The following is a 19930-nucleotide window of genomic DNA, read 5'->3' as shown; positions in this document are numbered from 1 at the left end:
AATAGCAAAAAGCTATTTTATTTTTAAAATTAAATTACAGATTATGAAGAAAATGACAACAGTGCTATTGGTAACAGTGATAGCGATGAGCGCAAAAGCTCAATTTTACGTACAGGGTGGTGTTAACCTCGCCAACATTACCACCACAAACAGCGGGCAAACAGAAAAAAATAAGTGGCTCACCAGCTTTAATGCAGGTGTTTTAGGCCGGTTTGGTATTTCAAACAGTTTCGATCTTGAATCGGGTGTGTTGTTTACCGGAAAAGGATCTAAAGCAGAAACTTATTTTAATGGCGGTGCTGATTATGTGAAAACAAAATTCAATCCGCTCTACCTTGAAGTTCCATTAAATGCAGTGGTAAAAATACCATTGGATACAAGAACCAAGTCAAATGTTTTTTTTCATGCAGGTCCATATATAGCGGTGGGTGTGGCAGGAAAATCGACTGTTGATGGAAAACTTGGGCCGGTACAATCTACCTCCAGCAGTAACATCAAGTTCAGTAATGATGATCCTTTTACCTCTGCACAAGACGATGCTGCCTACAACAAATTGAAACGTTTTGATTACGGATTAAATATCGGTGGCGGAGTAGATTTCGGTAAACTGCTGGTGAAGGCGAACTATGGTTACGGTTTGGCAAAAATCAATTCAACCCAAAGCAACAATACTGCAGATGACAAAAATAAATTCAGGACCTGGAGTGTTTCTTTAGGTATTCCTCTGGGCAGATAATAAAAACATAAAACACAATTAAAAAGCCGTTCATTTTCTTTGAACGGCTTTTTAATTTACTGCTCAACTTATTTTATTTTCAGCGCCTCCCACTTTTTTTCTGCATCCTGTAGTTGTTTTTGTGATACTTCCACAGCTAATATAGTTTGAGTGGTAGCTTGCATGTCGGCATCTTCTAAAATATCATGCAGTCCGGCAAATGTCCCATTTAATTTTTCAACAGTGGCAAGCCGGGCATCCAAAGTCCGCATATTTGTTGCCTCAGCGTTAGCATCAGCCGGTTGTTTAGCTATCTTATCCTTTGCAGCAAGAATGGCTTCTTTCATCTTCATTGTTTTTATTCTGCCCTGGTAACAAATCAATGCAAGATCGTGTTGTTGCTGCAATGCTTTGGATGTAATGTGCACTCTTGGATCCATTACAACAGCGAACTGTTTAGTGAAGGTCTTACCATCAGCAATTAGTGTAACGTTATATGTCCCCGGCATTATCCAGGGCGACGTTTTTGCAGGCGCTGTATTTTGATAAATTGCACCCATTGGATAAGTTGCAGGCAAATCAAGCGGTGCATAGCGCATATCCCAGATAAACCGGTGTGCACCTTGTTTAGCGGATAAAACCTGTTGTGGCCTTATCCAGTATATCGGAATATTCACTGGTGGAATAATATATGGTTTATCACTGCTGCTGAATCTGCGAACCAGATTACCTTTTGCATCTTTAATCTCCAGCTCAACTTCACTGCTTGCATTGTCTTTCAGGTAATAATCAATGATAGCGCCATCGGGTGGATTTTCTCCTGCTGGCTCTTCCTGTGGTAATGGCGTGTCAGCATTCATATTCCAGCGTACACGAACGGCTGTTTGTGGCTTGTATAACACTACAGGTGTTTTTAGACCTCCTGTCGATAGTTGTCTTAACGGCGAAATATTATCCAATATCCAAAAGCTTCTTCCATGTGTGCCGACCACAATGTCGTCATCTTTTATTACCAGGTCCCGAATGGAAGTTGAAGGCATATTTAACCGCAATGATTGCCAGTGTTCACCATCATCCAAAGAAAAATATACAGCCCGCTCGCTGCCTGCAAACAACAGCCCTTTACGAATATGATCTTCACGGACGGTATTGATGGGATCGTCTGGTAGACCCGTCGTGATTTCTTTCCAGCTTTTACCACCGTTGGTTGTTTTATAGATGTGGGCATGCATATCGTCGCAACGTATCCTGTTCACTGCTGCATAGGCAGTATTGATATCGGTGTGACTGGCTTCTATCATGGAAACCTTGCTCCACGAAGTAACAAGGGAGGGAGTTACATTGGCCCACGTTTTACCACCATTGTGCGTAACCTGGATGTACCCATCATCTGTACCCGCCCAAATGGTGTTGATATCTTTAAACGATGGCGCAACGGTATAAACGACTCCCCGACGGGGCATTTTTTTCATCGCGTCATTGGTGTAGATACCTACACTTGCCGGAATATCCCATGCCTCCCGGGTTAAATCGGGGCTGATTGTTTGCCAGGTATTACCGCCATTTTTTGTTTTAAAAATCACGTTCCCCGCAAAGTATAAGGTTGCGGAATCAACAGGCGAAAAAAGAACAGGGGCAGTTCTGATAAAGCGGTATTTGCCACTGCGAACAGCTTCGGGCGAAATGTTTTGTACCTGTCCTGTACGTTTATCGTATTTGGATATTTTACCGGCATAAATGATGTCGGGGTTTTTGGGATCAGCCGCAACATAACCGTATTCTTCACCGCCAACAGGATGCCATTCCCTGAAAGTAATTTGGCCGTCATTGCCACGGCTTGCGATGCCAACAGAACCACTTTCCTGCTGGCCTCCATATACGTTATACGGAAAAGCATTGTCGGTGCTTACATGATAAAATTGCGCCGTCGGCTGATTGTACCAGGAGGAAAAAGTTTGTCCGCCATTTACAGTGATGATAGCGCCCTGGTCAGCAGCAATTAACATGATATCTGAATTGGTGGGGTTAATCCAGATGCGATGGTAATCATCCCCGCCTGGTGCCCCGCGAAAGTCTTTCCAGGTTTTTGCACCATCAACAGATTTCCACACAACCACATCTGCAGTATAAACAATATCAGCGTTTTCAGGGTCCACTTTCACTTCTGCAAAATCATCACCTCTTCCCCAAAACCGTTCATCCTTATTCATCTGGCTCCAGGTTTCCCCGGCATCATCGCTGCGGTAAATGCCTCCATATTCCCCTGCATCCACTGTTGCATATAAACGGCTGCTATTGGTTGGTGCAATGCAAAAACCAATGCGCCCCAGTCCCATTTTTGTCGTCGGCAATCCTTTAGTAAGTTGTTTCCAGGTGTTTCCTCCATTGGTCGATTTATACAAACCACTTTCGTCTCCGTTCCATTCTCCGTTTTCCCATGGTCCCTGCCGGCCTGCCCATAAATCGGCATATATAATATTCGGGTCTTTTGGGTCAATTGCCACTTGTATGGCACCGGTATTTTCATCTTTGTATAACACACGTTCCCAGGTTTTGCCTCCATCGGTTGTGCGATACACGCCACGTTCGGTATTGGGCCCGTACGGATGACCAAGTACGGCTGCAAATACCCGGTTTTCATTGGCAGCGTCAATTGCAAGTCCGCCAATTTGCTGACCATCTTTTAAGCCTGTATTGATCCATGTTTTACCAGCATCCGCCGATTTATAAATGCCATCTCCAACTGAAAGATCGGGTCGCTGAATCCCTTCACCACTCGCCACATATACGATATTGGGGTTGGATGGCGCTACAGCCACATCACCAACTGAACCCGTAGGCTGGCTGTCAAAAATGGGAAACCAGGTGCGGCCGTAGTCGGTCGTTTTCCAAACGCCGCCGTTGTTTACGCCGATGTAAAATACATTGGGTTGTTGCGGTACACCCACAGCTCCAACGGTTCTTCCTCCACGGTGTGGGCCAATCATTCGCCAGCGCATGCTGTTAAACATACTGGTGTCTACAGTTTGTGCATAGCTGCTGTACGCCAGCGCAGTACATGCTAATGCAATCAGTTTTAACTTCATAAAAAACAAAATTTTTCTTAAATGAAAGTTACGTGTATGTTGGCTACACGGGATGAATTTGTTCGGAATAATTATAAAGAATGCAGGGTGGATGCTCACGCACTTACCTTTTAATTGCAAAAACAGCACAAGTTGTATGATTTGTTTTTGCTATGCCCTGTTTAAAAATTACTTTTGCTCCGTAAAAAATTGCAAACAATAACCCGCAGATATGCCTTCACAAAAACTGAGTCAACTTGCTGAAACCCTTATTGGATCTGAAATAGTAAAATTGGGAGCAGACATAAAAGCAAAAATGTTGCAGGGTGAAAAAATTTACAATTTTACTATCGGTGATTTTGACAGTGCTATATTTCCCATTCCTAAAGAGCTGGAAAACGAAATTGTAAATGCATACCGCAAGCTGAATACTACCTATCCTCCGGCAGATGGCATTGTGGAATTACGGACTGCGGTGGCAGCGTTTATACAAACCAGAGAAGGACTTCAGTATAACAATAATGAAATTTTAATAGCAGCAGGAGGAAGGCCGTTGATTTATGCTGCCTATCGTGCTATTGTAGATAAAGGAGAAAAAGTAATATATGCAGTACCAAGCTGGAACAACAATCATTATGTTCATTTTACCGAAGGGCAACATATTGTAATTGAAAGTAAAAAGGAAAACAATTTTATGCCTGCGGCAGAAGAAATAAAGCCTCATTTGAAAGGGGCATCCTTGTTGGCATTATGCTCTCCTCTAAATCCCACCGGAACAACCTTTTCAAAAGATGAGTTGGAAGCCATCTGCGATATGGTAATTGAAGAAAATGCTCAACGCGGTGCGGACGAAAAGAAACTATACTTGCTGTACGACCAGATTTACTGGACATTGACTTATGGAGACACAATACACTATAATCCTGTCTCATTAAGACCTGCAATGAAAGAATACACCATTTTTATCGATGGTATCAGCAAGGCTTTTGCAGCAACCGGTGTACGAGTTGGATGGGCTTTGGGACCGGAAGTGTTAATTAATAAAATGAAGGCCATTAACAGTCACCTTGGCGCATGGGCACCTATGGCAGAGCAGAAGGCTACAGCTATTTACCTGTTGCAGGCAAATGAAGTAGATGCCTATTTCAATCACTTTAAAAGTGAAATAGCGGAGCGGTTACAAAGAATTTATGAAGGCTTTCAACAATTGAAAAAAGAAGGCTTTACTGTAGATGCCATTGCACCGCAGGCAGCCATTTACTTAACAATACAGATTGATCTTGTTGATAAAACAACTGCTGCTGGAAAAGTTTTAACTGATCAGGCAGAAGTAACAGCGTATTTATTGGATGAGGCAAAACTGGCCATTGTTCCTTTTACGGCCTTTGGGGCATCGGCAAAAAGCAACTGGTACAGGTTAAGCGTTGGCACCTGTAAAAAAGATGAGATAGATGAAATGCTGAAAAAATTAAAGGCGGCGTTGCAAAAGTTATCGAAATAAAATGCAAACTAGTTTTTGCAATTTAAAAATATAAAGGGTTGCAACTCCTGCATACGAATAACTTTACGAACCATTGTATCCTTTTGTATAACCTTGTATTTATCAAGATCAATTACTTCGTGAACTGTTACAAGATTGTCCAGCCGTTCTACGGTGAATAATAATTCATGTAATAATTCAACTTCGTTTTCAATGGCTTGGGGGCTCATTAATTCCTGGTTAAACAAGACAAGCAAATCGCGGTTTATTCTGTTCATTGATATATAGACTTTTCGGTCTTAAATCCCGTAATCTAGTAACCAACCATTCCCCTTTTGTTTGGACAACCACAGTTTTTCTTTGAAGCACTGCAGCCACTTACGGCAATAGAGATTACTAAAATCGATAAAAAACCTATTTTTAAAAATCGTTGCATAAATAAAGGATTATAAAAGTAAACTAATTTTAAACATTATTATTGCTTTTTTTTGATAAATTATTTTGAAATTAATAAATTGCCTAAATTAAAAAACGTTTTAATAGTGCCGTTGGATTGGGGTCTTGGCCACGCAACAAGAAGCATTCCATTGATAACGAATTTATTGGAAAACAATTGTGGAGTTTATATTGCTGGCGAAACGGCGATAGCTGTTCTGCTGCAAAAAGAATTTCCCAGGTTAAAAATTTTGCCGCTGAATGGCTACCGTATACAATATTCCCGGCAAAAGCGGTGGCTGACAATTAAAATACTATCCCAGGTACCTCAAATTTTGTTTTCCATTTACAGGGAACATCGTTGGTTAAAAAAGATCGTGAAAGAATATTCAATCGACGCTGTTATTTCAGATAACAGGTTCGGGTTATATCATTCAGAAATTCCCTGTGTATACCTTACTCACCAGTTGCTGATTAAAACAGGAAACAGGCTTATTGAAAATATCCTGCAAAGTTGCCATTACTGGTTTATAAAAAAATATACACATTGCTGGGTGCCTGATTTCAAAGAGGCAGATAATTTAGCCGGTCAGTTATCGCACCCAAAAAAAAGCTTACCTAACGTCCGGTATATCGGAGGCCTTTCAAGACTGCAAAAAATACAGACAATAATAATTTACGACTTAATGATATTGCTGTCTGGTCCGGAACCCCAACGAACAATTTTTGAAAATCAATTAATACCACAATTACAGCATTTCGCCGGAGAGATTTTGTTTGTGCGGGGATTACCGCAATCGACTAACCCCGTAGTTCTACCAAAATCGAGTCAACATATCACCGTAAAAAATCACCTTAATGCGAGTGAACTTTCACCTGCCATAATGCAGTCTGCGATGATCATTTGCAGATCTGGTTATACCACAATAATGGACTTGATAAAACTTCAAAAAAAAGCCATACTGGTGCCAACACCAGGCCAGACAGAACAGGAATATCTTGGCAAAAAACTGATGGAACAACAGCTGTTTTTCTGCGTTCAGCAAAAAAATTTTTTACTGAATGATGCTCTGGAAGCCACTCAAACTTTTAATTTTTTAAAAAAGGACTATAATATGGAACTGTACAAAAAGGTAATCAGTGAGTTTGTCGGCAATTGATTGTTGTACCGATATAAAATTTACTGTAGATGTCTAAACTACTTTTGGAAAATCAAACATCAGGAATTCCTTTTTAGCTTTCTTGAATTCTTTCCATTTGGAAATATTGACCTGCACTGCAAATATGCTGCAGGTGGGCATATCATCGATGGAAGTATTTTCCACCAGTTGGTTTACGAACTCAGTTATACCAGGGTTATGTGAAAAGATGGCTACACAATTTAAGTCATCATTTAATTGTTCAACTACCTGAAAAAATACTTCCGGCGAAGCCTGGTACAGAGCCGACACATAAATGATGTCGTTGAGATTTTTATGGTAAACAGTACTAAATAATTCAGCAGTTTTTTTAGCCCGTTTCGCAGGGCTGGAAACAAAAGCATCAATCATAATTTTTCTATCGAGTAAACGCTGCGCCATTACCGGGGCATCTTTTTTCCCACGCTCATTAAGCGACCGGTCAAAATCGTTCAGCGACGCAACGCTCCAGCTACTTTTTGCATGTCGGATAACGAGCAGTGTTTTCATGATGAATGCTTTTAAAGCCGGTATTTACCGGATATAAAAATAGCAATTTTTGTATGCCGAACAATGTAAAGTAAAACAAGGCTATATGAAGAATGCCCATATCAGTACTTTCATACAAGTATGATACCACTAATGAAACGACGGAAGCGGAAATGACTTTATTACATGCAGAATTTAGTATCCCCTTACATTCTTTCCTTCCATATAATTCATGAAAGCTTTGTTGCAAACGCGGTTACCTCCCGGCGTAGGATAATTGCCTGTAAAATACCAGTCGCCTGTGTTGGTAGGACAAGCCTGGTGCAGGGTTTCTATTTTTTGATAGATTACGTCTACCGGAATATTGATTTCTTTTGGCGTAATCAACTGGGCAATCTTTGCGGAGATCTCTTCCAAAGTAAATTGCTTGTATACCTGCCGTACTATATTTTCTGTATGCAGTTTATTATTGCGTTGCAGTTCTTTGCCTTTTAACAAAATTTCATCCAGCAAACTTTCCTGCTTTCTTTCGTACAGCAATTCAATAGCAGCTTTAAAGGCTATGAAGTCGCCCATCTTGCTCATATCTATTCCATAACAGTCAGGGTACCGGATTTGCGGTGCAGAAGATACAACGATAATTTTTTTTGGTTCCAGCCGTGCAAGCATCCTGATAATACTTTCTCTTAAAGTAGTTCCTCTCACTATTGAATCATCAATCACTACTAAAGTGTCGATGCCTTTTCGTACAGTTCCATAAGTAATATCGTATACATGCTGTACCATTTCGTTGCGGCTGCTGTCTTCTGTAATAAAGGTGCGCAGCTTTACATCTTTGATGGCTATCTTTTCAAAACGAATTTTACGGCTGATCATTTCTGATAACTTCTCTTCATCAAAATCATTACCCCAGCTTAAAATTCTTTCAATCTTAATTTTTTTCAGGTATTCATCTGCCCCTTTCAATAGACCATAAAAAGCGGTCTCTGCAGTATTAGGGATAAAAGAAAAAATAGTATTTTTTAAATCGTAATCAACGGCCTTTAAAACGGGTTCACTCAGATAACGACCCAGCGCTTTTCTTTCCTTATAAATTTTTTCATCACTTCCCCGGGAGAAGTAAATGCGTTCAAAGCTGCAGGCCTTTCTTTCTTTAGGTTCAACAATTTGTTCAATCGTATAATTGCCATGTTCGTCTACCAGCAAAGCACATCCCGGCATCAATTCCTTTACTTCATTTTCCCCCACATTAAATGCGGTTCTGATGGCAGCCCTTTCACTGGCGCCAACAATAACGTCGTCATTGGCGTAATAATAAGAAGGCCTTATTCCATGTGCATCTCGCATAATAAAAGCTTTTCCGTTGCCGGTTAAGCCACAAAAATTAAATCCTCCGTCAAAAAGAGGAACTGCTTTTTTAAGCACCTTAGCCACATCAAGCTGACCGGGAAAAGCTTCATCCGCCTTTACCAAAAAATGATGCAATACTTCCATCATGGCAGCAAGATCACTTTGTTTTTGAAAAACGCCGGGCTCTAAATTAATAAGACTAAATAACTCTTCTGTGTTTACCAGATTGAAATTTCCTGCCAGTGCTAAATTTCTTGCAGGAATGGTATCGCGTTTTATAAAAGGATGGCAAAATTCAGCATTGTTTTTTCCCTGGGTTCCATAGCGCAAATGCCCCAGTAATAATTCTCCCAAATGATTTACATGGCCTTTCATCAGCCCCGGATGGTTTTTAATATCCGGCTGATATTTTTCAATTTCTTCAATTTCTTTTCCAATCTGGGAAAACAACTCTGCGATGGGTTGGTTAGCACTGCTGCGTATCCGGTGCAAAAAAGGATAACCTGGCTCAACATTCAACTTTACAGTTGCGATTCCCGCGCCGTCCTGTCCACGGTTGTGCTGTTTTTCCATCAGCAGATACAACTTATTAAGGCCATACAATACGGATCCGTATTGTTGCTGATAATAACTAAAAGGTTTGCGAAGGCGAATAAAGGCGAGGCCACATTCGTGTTTGATTTCGTCGCTCATGAATTTTTATAAGTTGCAAAGTTACGCCATTGCTAAATAAAAATCCCGGCAGAATAGCCGGGATGAAAATTTATTTTGTTAAGCTTTTGATTTATAAAATTATAGACCACTTATTGTCAGGCCGATTTGATAAGGTCTGATCGATGGTCCTGCGCCATCTTTTAAAAACGAAGTGATTGAATAAGCACCAAAAAGAGAAAAATGACCAATACCAACCCTTGCTGTTGCCGCTAAACGGGTAGTATTAAAATATGCTTTACGGCTTTCTTTTTCTGTATACGACATGATAGTTGTACCACTTTTATTTACCAAAGTTTTACCCTTCGTATGCGTATTCAGCATAGTACCCACTTTTACACCCAGCGCAAATTTCCAGCTTTTTGCTTCGTGTGACGGATCAGCCGTATACCTCAGTTCAATAGGCACTTCTAAAAATGAAGTGGCCAATTTATATTTCTTAAAATAATTAGATGAATCCAGATTTGAAAAAGGAAGTAAGGTACTGGTTGAAAGAATGCCAATAGCTGTTTTATTAAAAAGAATACTGCTTGTGCTGATGCCTAGTCCGAAAGCAACACTCCATCTTGGATCGGTTTTAAAAGGCTTATTCATCATGATGTAAAAATTCAGTCCACGGGATAGTCCTTTAATGCGGCCACCAATACTGTCCGGTGCTCCGCTCCAGTGATCGCTGCTCAATTGCAGCATAATATGATCTCCTGAACGGTCTATATCTACTTTACTCCAATCTTTTTTTGGTTTTAGTTGTGCAGTTGCCTGGGAAAGGGAGAAAATAGCAATTAGTACAAATGCAAATTTTGTCATAATGAAGTCTTGAGTGGCAAAAATAATAGCCAGCAGGGTTAATGAAAGGTTAAATGAAATTAAAAAAATGTGCCCGAAATTAATCGGGCAAGTTTTATATGTGGGCCCACCTGGGCTCGAACCAGGGACCACCTGATTATGAGTCAGGTGCTCTAACCAACTGAGCTATAGGCCCTGTTATTTTTACATAACGGAGGGCAAAAGTAAGTAAAATAAGATAATTTTGAAGGCAATTAATAAAATTATGGCAAAAATAAAAAATCTGCTCTTCGATCTTGGAGGTGTGCTGCTCAATATAGATTATCATAAAACGGCCGATGCTTTTAAAAGGCTGGGGGTTACAAAATTTGATGATTTGTATTCGCAGGCAGGTGCCAACGAATTGTTTGAAGCATTGGAAACGGGCAAGATTACGGAGGCTGATTTTTATACTACTTTACAGGAATATTGTGATCCCAAAACCAGCAGGGAACAAATTGAAGCCGCATGGAATTTGATGTTGCTGGATTTCAGAGTTGAGAGTCTTAATTGGTTGAAAAGTTTGAAAAATCAGTACAATATTTATTTGCTAAGCAACACCAACAGCATCCATTTAAAGGCGTTCAAAAAAATTTTTAATGAAGAAGTCGACCAATCCAGCCTGGATGATTATTTTATTAAAGCCTACTATTCACATGAAATTCAGATGCGCAAACCATATACAGAAACCTATCATTTTGTTTTGAGTGATGCAGGGCTAAATGCAGAGGAAACACTTTTTATTGACGACTCCGTTAACAATATCGAAGGAGCAAAATTGGCAGGTTTGCAGATACACCATTTGGTACCCGGTAGTAAAATTGAAGACATACAGTTATAAAAAGCAGCTAATTCCCGTTATACAGTTTACTTCTATTTAACTTCTTCAAAGTCAATATAGTCATCACTTTTATTCACCGGTGGGGCAGGATTTTTTGTGGCTTTATAACCTGTATTGGCCTGTTGTTGCGCATTCATTTTTTCCTGCATTTGCGCACTCATATCACCAAATTGTTTTTTTACTTGTTTGGTAGTTTTGGCAACAGGAATAATTAACTCGAATACCAGCTTGTAAAGCAGGTATAAAACAAAAAGTTCAAAAGCCAGTCTGAAGATGTTCATAATGTAAAGGTATTAATCAATTAAAAACAAACCTGTTAAATTTGGCCAATTAATTTTAAAAATATAATACATGCATAATGTTAGTTTTTTGCTGTTATTAATTTGTTTACTATATTTGCAGTGGAAAAAGATACAAAATGAAGGGAACGAGGACCGTTCCCTTCTTCTTTTATTATGACTCAGGACACAACAAGTTTACAGGCAATAGAAGCTTTGATAGCAAAACTGCTTTCAGAAATGGAAGATGTTTTTTTAGTATCTGTAAAAGTGAAACCTGTCAATAATATTAAAGTGTTCCTGGATGCAGATGGCGGTTTAAACATTGACCGATGTGTTAAAATCAACAGGGCCATGTACCGCACGATAGAAGAAGAAGGATGGTATCCTGACGGAAATTTTTCACTGGAAGTATCAAGTCCGGGAATAGACGAACCGTTGAAATTGTTGCGCCAGTATAAAAAGAATATCGGCAGAACATTGGAAATAACATTTACCAATGATATTAAACAGGAAGGAAAGCTGGTTGCAGTTGACGACGAAGGAGTAACAATTGAATACATAGAAGGGAAAAATAAGAAGGCAATTACAGTAACAAAAGAAATTCCGTTTGATGCAATTAAACAAACAGTAGTACAGATAGCATTTTAATTAATTAACAAAACACCCCTGCCGGCGGGATGTAAAAGCGAGGCTGGTAAGTTTATGGCACGTATTAATTTGATTGATTCCTTCCAGGAATTTAAAGAAGCTGAAAACATTGATCGTCCTACATTGATGAAGGTGATGGAAGACGTTTTTAAAACGCTGATTCGTAAAAAATACGGTAGTGACGATCAGTTTGACGTTATTGTAAACGATCAGAAGGGCGATCTTGAGATATTCCGCCGTCGTACTATTGTTGATGATGGTGATATATATAATACCTTAACTGAAATAGAATACAGTGATGCTATTAAAATAGAACCTGATTACGCTGTTGGTGAAGAGTTGTACGAAGAGGTGGATATACAAAAGGAATTTGGCCGCAGGGCGATTCTGGCGGGCAAACAAACTTTGGCAAGCCGTATCAATGACCTGAAGAAAAATCTGTTGATAAAAAAATACGAAGATCGTGTTGGCGACATCGTTAGCGGCGAAGTGTACCAGGTTTGGAAAAAAGAAGTATTGCTGTTGGATGAAGAGGGAAATGAAATGATTTTACCCAAATCAGAGCAGATACCGTCTGATTATTTTAAGAAAGGTGAAAACGTAAGAGGTGTTGTAAAAAAAGTGGAATTAAAAAACAGCCAGGCTGTTATTGTAGTATCCAGAACAAGTGCATCTTTTTTGGAAAAATTGTTGGAAATTGAAGTGCCGGAAATATTTGATGGTTTAATTGTTGTGAAGAAAATTGTAAGGGATCCGGGTGAAAGAGCGAAAATAGCAGTTGAAAGTTTTGACGACAGAATTGATCCGGTAGGGGCCTGCGTTGGTATGAAGGGAAGCCGTATACACGGTATTGTAAGAGAATTAAAGAATGAAAATATTGATGTAATCAACTGGACAAGCAATATACAGTTGCTGATACAGCGCTCTTTAACACCTGCGAAAATTACCAGTATAGATATCAATGAGGAAAAGAAACATGCCACCGTATTTTTAAAACCCGACCAGGTGTCACTGGCAATCGGAAGACGTGGCGTGAATATAAAACTGGCTTGCGAATTGACCGGTTATGAGATTGATGTATTCCGTGATAATGAAGGTGAAGTGGATGAATTTGATATTGATCTGGAAGAATTCAGTGATGAGATAGAATCATGGGTAATTGAAGCGCTGAAAAAAGTTGGTTGTGATACAGCCCGTTCAGTACTTGATTTAACAGCCGAGGAGTTAGAACGCAGAACAGATCTGGAAAAAGAAACTATAGAAGATGTAAGAAGGATTTTGAAAGAAGAATTTGAGAAAGAATAGCGGTGAAAAATAATAATCATTTAAAAAGAAAACGATCGCCTATGTCCCATTAGTTATAGGCAAACAAAACACGAATGTCAGAAGTAGTAACAAATACACCAAGATTGATGGCCGCGGCCAAAGAGTTCAACATAGGTACTAATACCCTTATTGAATTTCTGGAATCAAAAGGCTTTGGCAACGAAGAGCTTAAACCAGGCTCCAAGCTCACGGAACAAATGTACCGTGTGCTGCAGTCAGAGTTTCAGCAGGATAAGGTAGCTAAAGAAAAGGCCCAAAAGATAGAATTATCAAAAGGCGCCGGCGTTACTGAACCTAAGAAAAAAAGAGATGAGGAAGATCTTTCTTTTAAAAAGAAAGAGGTGCCGGTAACAGCAGCTCCGGTTGTTGAAAAACCTGCGGAAGTAAAAACTGTCGAAGTCGCGGCACCCATACCATCAGTTAAGGAACTGCCGAAAGAAGAAAAGGCTCCGGAAGTAAAACCCGTTGAGGTTTCGAAACCTGCGGCTGAAACAGCTCCTGCGGAAAAACCGGTGGCAGAAACGCCTGTTGAAAAAAAGACGGTAGTTGAAGACCAGCCCAGGGCTGAGCTTACAAAAATCGAGGCGCCGGAATTAGAGGCTCCAAGGGTAGTTACAAAAATTGACCTTGACGCCATTGATTCATCTACAAGACCAAAAAAGGCTACCAAAAAACCAGAGGAGAAAGCGGATGCACCTGCTCTAAAAACAGAGACGGCGCCAACTGCGGAAAAACCCGCGGATATCGTGCTACCCCCCAAAGCAGTTGAACCTGTTAAGGATGAACCGATCATAAATGCACCAGCTATCATTGAAAATATAAAGGCTGACAAACTGGAAGGTCCTAAAATTCTGGGAAAAATTGAGTTACCGGTTGACAACGACACGAGACCTAAAAGGGATGACGATAAGCGCAAGCGTAAACGCATTCCAATGGAAAGAAAACCTGGAGCCCCTCCGCATCAGCAAGGCCCAGGCAGTACAGGTAACGCACCGCGGCCAGCCATCAATGATCAAAACCGCAACCGTCCGGCTGGTAGCGCACCAGCAGGAAGCAGACCCGGTGGTTCTTCAGGAGTTAACAGACCCGGAGGCAACTTCGGTGCTAACAGGCCAGGTGGACCAGGTGGCGCACAGGGTGGTAACAGATTTAATACCAACCGGAATGCAGCCGCTCCTGCAGCACGTGCACAGGACAGGGAAATTGACGCTAAGGAAATACAGGATAAAATAAAAGAAACACAGGCTAAATTATCTGGCGGCGGCGGCCGGGGTAAAAGCCTCAAAGCCAAATACCGCAAAGCTAAAAGAGATGAATTGGCGATACAGCGCGGAGCAGAAGGCGGCGAAAGCAATAAATTACAGGTTACCGAATTTATTTCGGTTAGCGAGCTGGCTGGTTTGATGGATGTAAGTTTTGCAGATATTATCAGCAAGTGTATGAACCTGGGTATAATGGTTTCCATTAACCAGCGTTTGGAGGCCGATGTAATTGAACTGGTTGTAAGTGAGTTTAACTACGAAGTGGAATTTATTGGTGTGGAAGATGCAGCTGAAATGGAGGATGAGGAGGAGGATGACGATGCTGCTGAATTAAAACCAAGAGCTCCTATTGTTACCATCATGGGTCACGTAGATCATGGTAAAACATCTTTACTGGATCATATCCGCAACACCAATGTAATTGCAGGTGAGGCGGGTGGTATAACACAGCACATTGGTGCATACGAAGTGAAATTGAAAGATGGCAGAGCGATTACCTTCCTCGATACTCCGGGCCACGAAGCCTTTACGGCAATGAGGGCACGTGGTGCAAAAGTTACAGATATTGCTGTTATTGTAATTGCTGCTGATGATGCGGTAATGCCTCAAACAAAAGAAGCAATCTCGCATGCGCAGGCAGCCGGGGTGCCGATGATATTTGCGATCAATAAAATAGACAGGGACGGCGCTAATCCTGAAAAAATTAAGGAGCAACTGGCCAGCATGAATATTTTGGTTGAAAGCTGGGGTGGTAAATACCAGAGCCAGGAAATAAGCGCCAAACAAGGACTGAACATAGACCTTTTGATGGAAAAGATATTACTGGAAGCCGATGTGCTTGAACTAAAAGCCAATCCGGCTAAAGTAGCTACCGGTACAGTGATTGAAGCATCGCTCGATAAAGGCCGCGGTTATGTAGCCACCATACTCGTGCAAAATGGTACACTAAGGCAAGGCGACATGATTGTTTCCGGGCAAAACTTTGGTAAAGTAAAAGCCATGTACAATGAGCGTAACCAGCGCAGCGAAATAGCACCTCCTTCAACACCAGTATTAATACTTGGCTTGAATGGTGCGCCGCAGGCGGGTGAAACTTTTAAAGTATATGCAGATGAAAGTGAAGCAAGAGAAAAAGCATACCAGCGTGGACAGATATTGAGAGAACAGGGTATGCGTGCTAAGAAACATATTACACTGGATGAAATCGGACGTCGTTTGGCATTGGGAAGCTTTAAAGAACTGAATGTTATTATTAAGGGCGACGTGGATGGATCTGTGGAAGCATTAAGTGACTCATTACAGAAACTCAGCACGGAAGAAATTGTGGTGAAAGTGATTCATAAAGCAGTGGGTGCCATTACAGAAAGTGATGTTACCCTCGCAAATGCATCGGATGCGATTATCATTGGTTTCAATGTTCGTCCTTCCATGCAGGCTGCACGTTTGGGTGAGCAGGAAGGTATCCAGATCAAGTTGTATTCTATCATCTACAACGCCATTGAAGAAATCAGGAGTGCGATGGAAGGTATGCTTGAACCTGGAGTGGAAGATAAGGTGCTGGCCAATGTGGAAATTAAAGAAATGTATAAATTTGATAAGGCTACTGTTGCAGGTTGTATTGTGTTGGATGGTAAAATTTCGAGAAACAACCGCATTCGTTTGGTAAGAGATGGTATTGTAATATTCACTGGTGAGTTGGGTAGTTTGAAACGTTACAGGGATGATGTGAAGGAAGTTACAACCAATATGGAGTGTGGTTTAACAATTAAAAACTATGCTAATATTGAAGTAGGAGATATCGTGGAAGCATTTGAAGAAGTAGAAGTAAAACGTACTTTATAAAATGTTGAAGTGTGATTTATCAGAATCATGGCAACCATTGTTTCCGGACGAATAGATTAATCAGTGGAAAGTGTGCCAAATGGGTATGAGGTAAAAGGGAGTGATACAACGATGATGCCCATAGTTACTCCTGTTGGCCCGCACACAAACATTTGTTAAACATAATTATAAAAGGGCTATTGAAACAATAGCTCTTTATTTTTGACCTATATTCTGCGTTTGCGGAAGAGGTTTATCATTATTGATTGGAATAAAATGAGTACAAAAAAAAGTTTTCTTTTAGCCGGGTTCTTTAGTTTGTCATGCGTGGCTGGTATGGCACAATCTGCCAAAGTAGTAGCAGATAAAATCATTGCTGTTGTCGGCGACAAGGTGATTTTAAAAAGCGATATTGACAATACAATAACGGATATGCAACGGCAGTCTCCGGGTGTGGATATCCCTGCAAATGCACGCTGTATGACGCTTGAACAATCGATGGGTGTAAAGGCATTGGTTTTACAGGCAGAAAGAGATTCTTTGCCGGTATCAGAAGAAGATGTTGCCGCTGATATTGATAATCAGATACGCTATTTTATTGGCGCGTATGGCAGTAAGGAAAAGCTGGAAGAAATTTCCGGTAAATCCATGTATCAGCTGAAAGAAGATTTTAAGGATGGCTTTAAAGAAAGAAAACTGGCTGCTGCTATGCGTGATAAAATTGTGGGCGGCATTCGCATTACACCAAATGAAGTAAAAGCATACTTTGATAAATTGCCAAAAGACAGTTTGACTTTTTACGAAAGTGAACTGGAGATTGGACAAATTGTAGTTTTTCCAAAAGCAAGCAGGGAGTCTGAGGAATATTGTATAGAACAGCTGAATCAATTTAAGCAGCAGGCGGAGAGCGGAAAAAAAGATTTTAAAAAGCTGGCGGATATTTATTCAGATGACGAAGCGACGCAAAAGCAAAATGACGGGCAACTGGATTTAAACAGAACGCAGAAGGGATTTGACGCCACTTTCATGGGGAAGGCATTCGCCCTGAAAGAAGGACAAATCAGCAGCCCTTTTAAAAGCGCATTTGGTTACCATATCATACAAATGGTAAGTCGTGCAGGTGACGATGCAACAGTGCGACACATTTTAAAAATTCCGCAGATTACTCCTGCAGAAACCGAGTTAGCAATAAAAAAATTAGATTCTGTAAGGGCGAAATTAATTGCAGGTACCATGCAATTTGGTGAAGCCGTAGCAAAATACAGTGAAGATGAAACCAGCAAATTTACCGGCGGAAGAAGAACCAATAATGAAGGAAGCACCTACATTACCATCGACCAGCTGGATAAGGACCTGGTAGTAATGCTGAAAGATTTAAAAGTGGGTGAGTTTTCTCAGCCAAAAGAATTTGAAAATGAAAGAAGAAAGAAAGGTGTTCGGATTGTGTATCTTTTAAGCAAAAGCGAACCACACAGGGAAAATATAAAAGACGATTACAATAAAATAGCTCAGCGGGCGCTGGAAGAAAAGAAAAACCTGGCGCTTGAAAAATGGTTCAACGAAAAAGTGGGAACGTACTATATCAAGATAGATGATGAATACAAGGATTGTGAAGAAATGAAAAAATGGACAAATCATGCAACTGTAGCAACAGGAAAATAAAAAGTATAAAATAAAAAGTAAAGCGTTCTGATAACCTGTCAGAACGCTTTACTTTTGTAGGGCTGTGGGCAATTTTATTACACAGTGCTATTTATGTTGGAAAAAATTTGAAAAAAGAACATTTTGATAGATAAAAAAAAGCAACTTAAACAGGAACAAAAAACGGTGTTGGTGGGGATTGTAACAGGTGGCCAGACAGAGCAACAGCTGAATGAATATTTAGATGAACTGTCTTTTTTAGCAGAAACGGCGGGTGTTATTGCGGTTAAAAAATTTACTCAAAAATTACCGCATCCGGATAGCAGAACATTTGTTGGAAAGGGAAAACTGGAAGAGATAAAAAGATATGTAAGTCAGCATGGGGATGTAGAACTGGTAATTTTTGATGACGAATTAACTGGCTCGCAAATTCAGAATATAGAAAAAGAACTCGGCGTAAAAACAATTGACCGCAGCGATCTGATCCTGGACATTTTTGCCAGCAGGGCTAAAACAGCCCAGGCCCGCACGCAGGTAGAACTGGCCCAGTACCAGTACATTTTGCCGCGTTTAAAAGGTATGTGGAAACACCTGGAAAGACAAGGCGGTGGCGTTGGTACCAGGGGTCCGGGCGAAACAGAAATTGAAACAGACAGGCGTATTGTAAAAGATAAAATTACGTTACTGCGTAAGCGCCTCGCAGAAATAGACCAGCAATCTTTCACACAGCGAAAAGAACGCGGAGAGTTTATCCGGGTGTCGCTGGTAGGCTATACCAACGTTGGTAAATCAACATTAATGAACTTGCTCAGCAAAAGCGAAGTGTTTGCTGAAAACAAATTATTTGCAACACTAGATACCACTACCCGTAAAGTTGTATTTGAACAAACACCATTTTTGTTAAGCGATACAGTCGGCTTTATTCGTAAGCTCCCCCATCACCTGGTGGAGAGTTTTAAAAGTACGCTGGATGAAGTAAGAGAAGCAGACATATTATTGCATGTTGTAGATATGTCACACCCGCAATACGAAGAGCAATTTACGGTTGTAAATAAAACGCTGGCAGAGTTGGGCGCCAGTGATAAACCGACCGTTACCATTTTTAATAAAATGGACAAATACAAGGCGGAAGCATTTGATGAATGGCTGGAAGAGGATGTAAAGAAAGAAATACTGACCGATTTGAAGCAGCGCTGGCAAAATGAAACTAACGATAATTGCGTATTTGTATCTGCAACCGAAAAGACCAACGTGGATGAATTACGGCAAACTATTTTGAATAAGGTAAGAGAGATGTACCGAATCCGTTATCCCTATAAAGCTGAATTTTTCTATTAGGCAATAAACACCTGCATGCAAAGTGATAAGAAATACAAATGGCATAAGGTGGCGGATAACGTGGCTGAGTTAAATTTTTCTGCAAATGGAATTATAGAAATAACTATAAGCAACAAAACCATTTGTGTAGCGCTTGTAAATAATTTGTTATCCGCATGCGCACAAAAATGCCCGCACGCAGGGGGAAAATTAAGTGACGGATTCATTGATGCAACCGGAAACATTGTTTGTCCGTTGCACCGGTATAAATTTAGCCTGCAAAACGGCCGGAACACAAGCGGCGAAGGCTATTATTTAAAAATTTTTCCTGTAGAAATACGTAATAACGGGGTATTTATAGGCCTGGAAGAAAATAACCTGCGGAATTGGCTTAAATAATTGATTTAATTTTTTGCTGAAAACTAAAAAGCCTTATTTTTGCCCTCCCAATTAAAAGGGTAATACTCCTCCTTAGCTCAGTTGGTTAGAGCATCTGACTGTTAATCAGAGGGTCTCCCGTTCAAGTCGGGAAGGGGGAGCTGGAA

Annotated in this window: 16 protein-coding genes and 2 tRNA genes; 11 read left to right on the top strand and 7 right to left on the bottom strand. The window is 40.5% G+C overall.

Annotation, left to right across the window (positions count from 1 at the left end):
* Positions 1–43 precede the first annotated feature (43 nt).
* Complete coding sequence (locus tag JWR61_RS19430; protein ID WP_290340052.1) at positions 44–736, top strand: porin family protein; 693 nt, start codon at positions 44–46, stop codon at positions 734–736.
* Between the two features lie 68 nt (positions 737–804).
* On the opposite strand, the gene JWR61_RS19425 is transcribed toward JWR61_RS19430, so the two are convergent.
* Positions 805–3801, bottom strand: a complete 2997-nt coding sequence (locus JWR61_RS19425) for a hypothetical protein (protein ID WP_301929386.1) — start codon at positions 3799–3801, stop codon at positions 805–807.
* Between the two features lie 211 nt (positions 3802–4012).
* Between JWR61_RS19425 and JWR61_RS19420 the strand changes: the two genes are divergently transcribed.
* Positions 4013–5281 carry a pyridoxal phosphate-dependent aminotransferase gene (locus JWR61_RS19420; protein ID WP_301929385.1) on the top strand — a complete coding sequence of 423 codons (1269 nt, stop codon included), beginning with the start codon at positions 4013–4015 and terminating at the stop codon, positions 5279–5281.
* Positions 5282–5289: 8 nt separating this feature from the next.
* On the opposite strand, the gene JWR61_RS19415 is transcribed toward JWR61_RS19420, so the two are convergent.
* A complete protein-coding gene (locus tag JWR61_RS19415; protein WP_301929384.1) occupies positions 5290–5538 on the bottom strand; it encodes a hypothetical protein in 249 nt (82 codons plus the stop codon).
* A 237-nt stretch (positions 5539–5775) separates the two neighbouring features.
* Here JWR61_RS19415 and JWR61_RS19410 point away from each other — a divergent pair, with 237 nt between their 5' ends.
* Positions 5776–6855, top strand: coding sequence for a glycosyltransferase (locus JWR61_RS19410; RefSeq protein ID WP_301929383.1), 1080 nt, complete (start codon positions 5776–5778; stop codon positions 6853–6855).
* A gap of 33 nt (positions 6856–6888) precedes the next feature.
* Here the strand turns inward: JWR61_RS19410 and JWR61_RS19405 are convergent, their stop codons facing one another.
* The 4 genes from JWR61_RS19405 to JWR61_RS19390 all read right to left on the bottom strand — a co-directional run bounded on the left by JWR61_RS19405 (position 6889) and on the right by JWR61_RS19390 (position 10405).
* Positions 6889–7383 (bottom strand): histidine phosphatase family protein, encoded by a 495-nt coding sequence (locus JWR61_RS19405; RefSeq protein WP_301929382.1) that lies wholly within the window; start codon positions 7381–7383, stop codon positions 6889–6891.
* A gap of 174 nt (positions 7384–7557) precedes the next feature.
* Positions 7558–9405: an amidophosphoribosyltransferase gene (locus JWR61_RS19400; protein ID WP_301929381.1), complete on the bottom strand. Its 1848-nt coding sequence runs from the start codon at positions 9403–9405 to the stop codon at positions 7558–7560.
* 99 nt (positions 9406–9504) lie between these two features.
* Positions 9505–10230: an outer membrane beta-barrel protein gene (locus tag JWR61_RS19395; RefSeq protein WP_290340059.1), complete on the bottom strand. Its 726-nt coding sequence runs from the start codon at positions 10228–10230 to the stop codon at positions 9505–9507.
* Between the two features lie 101 nt (positions 10231–10331).
* A tRNA-Ile gene (locus JWR61_RS19390) sits at positions 10332–10405 on the bottom strand.
* 69 nt (positions 10406–10474) lie between these two features.
* On the opposite strand from JWR61_RS19390, the gene JWR61_RS19385 reads away from it, so the two are divergent.
* Entirely contained in the window at positions 10475–11089 is a 615-nt protein-coding gene (locus tag JWR61_RS19385) for an HAD family phosphatase (RefSeq protein WP_301929380.1), read from the top strand.
* A gap of 32 nt (positions 11090–11121) precedes the next feature.
* On the opposite strand, the gene JWR61_RS19380 is transcribed toward JWR61_RS19385, so the two are convergent.
* Positions 11122–11370 (bottom strand): hypothetical protein, encoded by a 249-nt coding sequence (locus JWR61_RS19380; RefSeq protein WP_301929379.1) that lies wholly within the window; start codon positions 11368–11370, stop codon positions 11122–11124.
* Between the two features lie 174 nt (positions 11371–11544).
* Between JWR61_RS19380 and rimP the strand changes: the two genes are divergently transcribed.
* The 7 genes from rimP (at position 11545) to JWR61_RS19345 (ending at position 19924) form a co-directional block, all read left to right on the top strand.
* Positions 11545–12018: a ribosome maturation factor RimP gene (gene rimP, locus JWR61_RS19375; RefSeq protein WP_301929378.1), complete on the top strand. Its 474-nt coding sequence runs from the start codon at positions 11545–11547 to the stop codon at positions 12016–12018.
* A gap of 54 nt (positions 12019–12072) precedes the next feature.
* Positions 12073–13323 (top strand): transcription termination factor NusA, encoded by a 1251-nt coding sequence (gene nusA / locus JWR61_RS19370; protein WP_290340063.1) that lies wholly within the window; start codon positions 12073–12075, stop codon positions 13321–13323.
* 74 nt (positions 13324–13397) lie between these two features.
* On the top strand, positions 13398–16448 hold the full coding sequence (gene infB / locus JWR61_RS19365; protein ID WP_301929377.1) for a translation initiation factor IF-2: 3051 nt from the start codon (positions 13398–13400) through the stop codon (positions 16446–16448).
* Between the two features lie 255 nt (positions 16449–16703).
* Positions 16704–18089 carry a peptidylprolyl isomerase gene (locus JWR61_RS19360; RefSeq protein ID WP_301929376.1) on the top strand — a complete coding sequence of 462 codons (1386 nt, stop codon included), beginning with the start codon at positions 16704–16706 and terminating at the stop codon, positions 18087–18089.
* A 123-nt stretch (positions 18090–18212) separates the two neighbouring features.
* A complete protein-coding gene (gene hflX, locus JWR61_RS19355) occupies positions 18213–19406 on the top strand; it encodes a GTPase HflX (RefSeq protein WP_301929375.1) in 1194 nt (397 codons plus the stop codon).
* Between the two features lie 15 nt (positions 19407–19421).
* Positions 19422–19784, top strand: a complete 363-nt coding sequence (locus JWR61_RS19350; RefSeq protein WP_301929374.1) for a Rieske 2Fe-2S domain-containing protein — start codon at positions 19422–19424, stop codon at positions 19782–19784.
* Between the two features lie 66 nt (positions 19785–19850).
* A tRNA-Asn gene (locus JWR61_RS19345) sits at positions 19851–19924 on the top strand.
* The last annotated feature ends 6 nt before the right edge of the window (positions 19925–19930 follow it).

Source organism: Ferruginibacter sp. (assembly GCF_028288465.1).
Lineage (GTDB): Bacteria > Bacteroidota > Bacteroidia > Chitinophagales > Chitinophagaceae > Ferruginibacter.
Note: the sequence above shows the minus strand (reverse complement) of the source record. Positions and strands in the feature narration are given on the sequence as shown.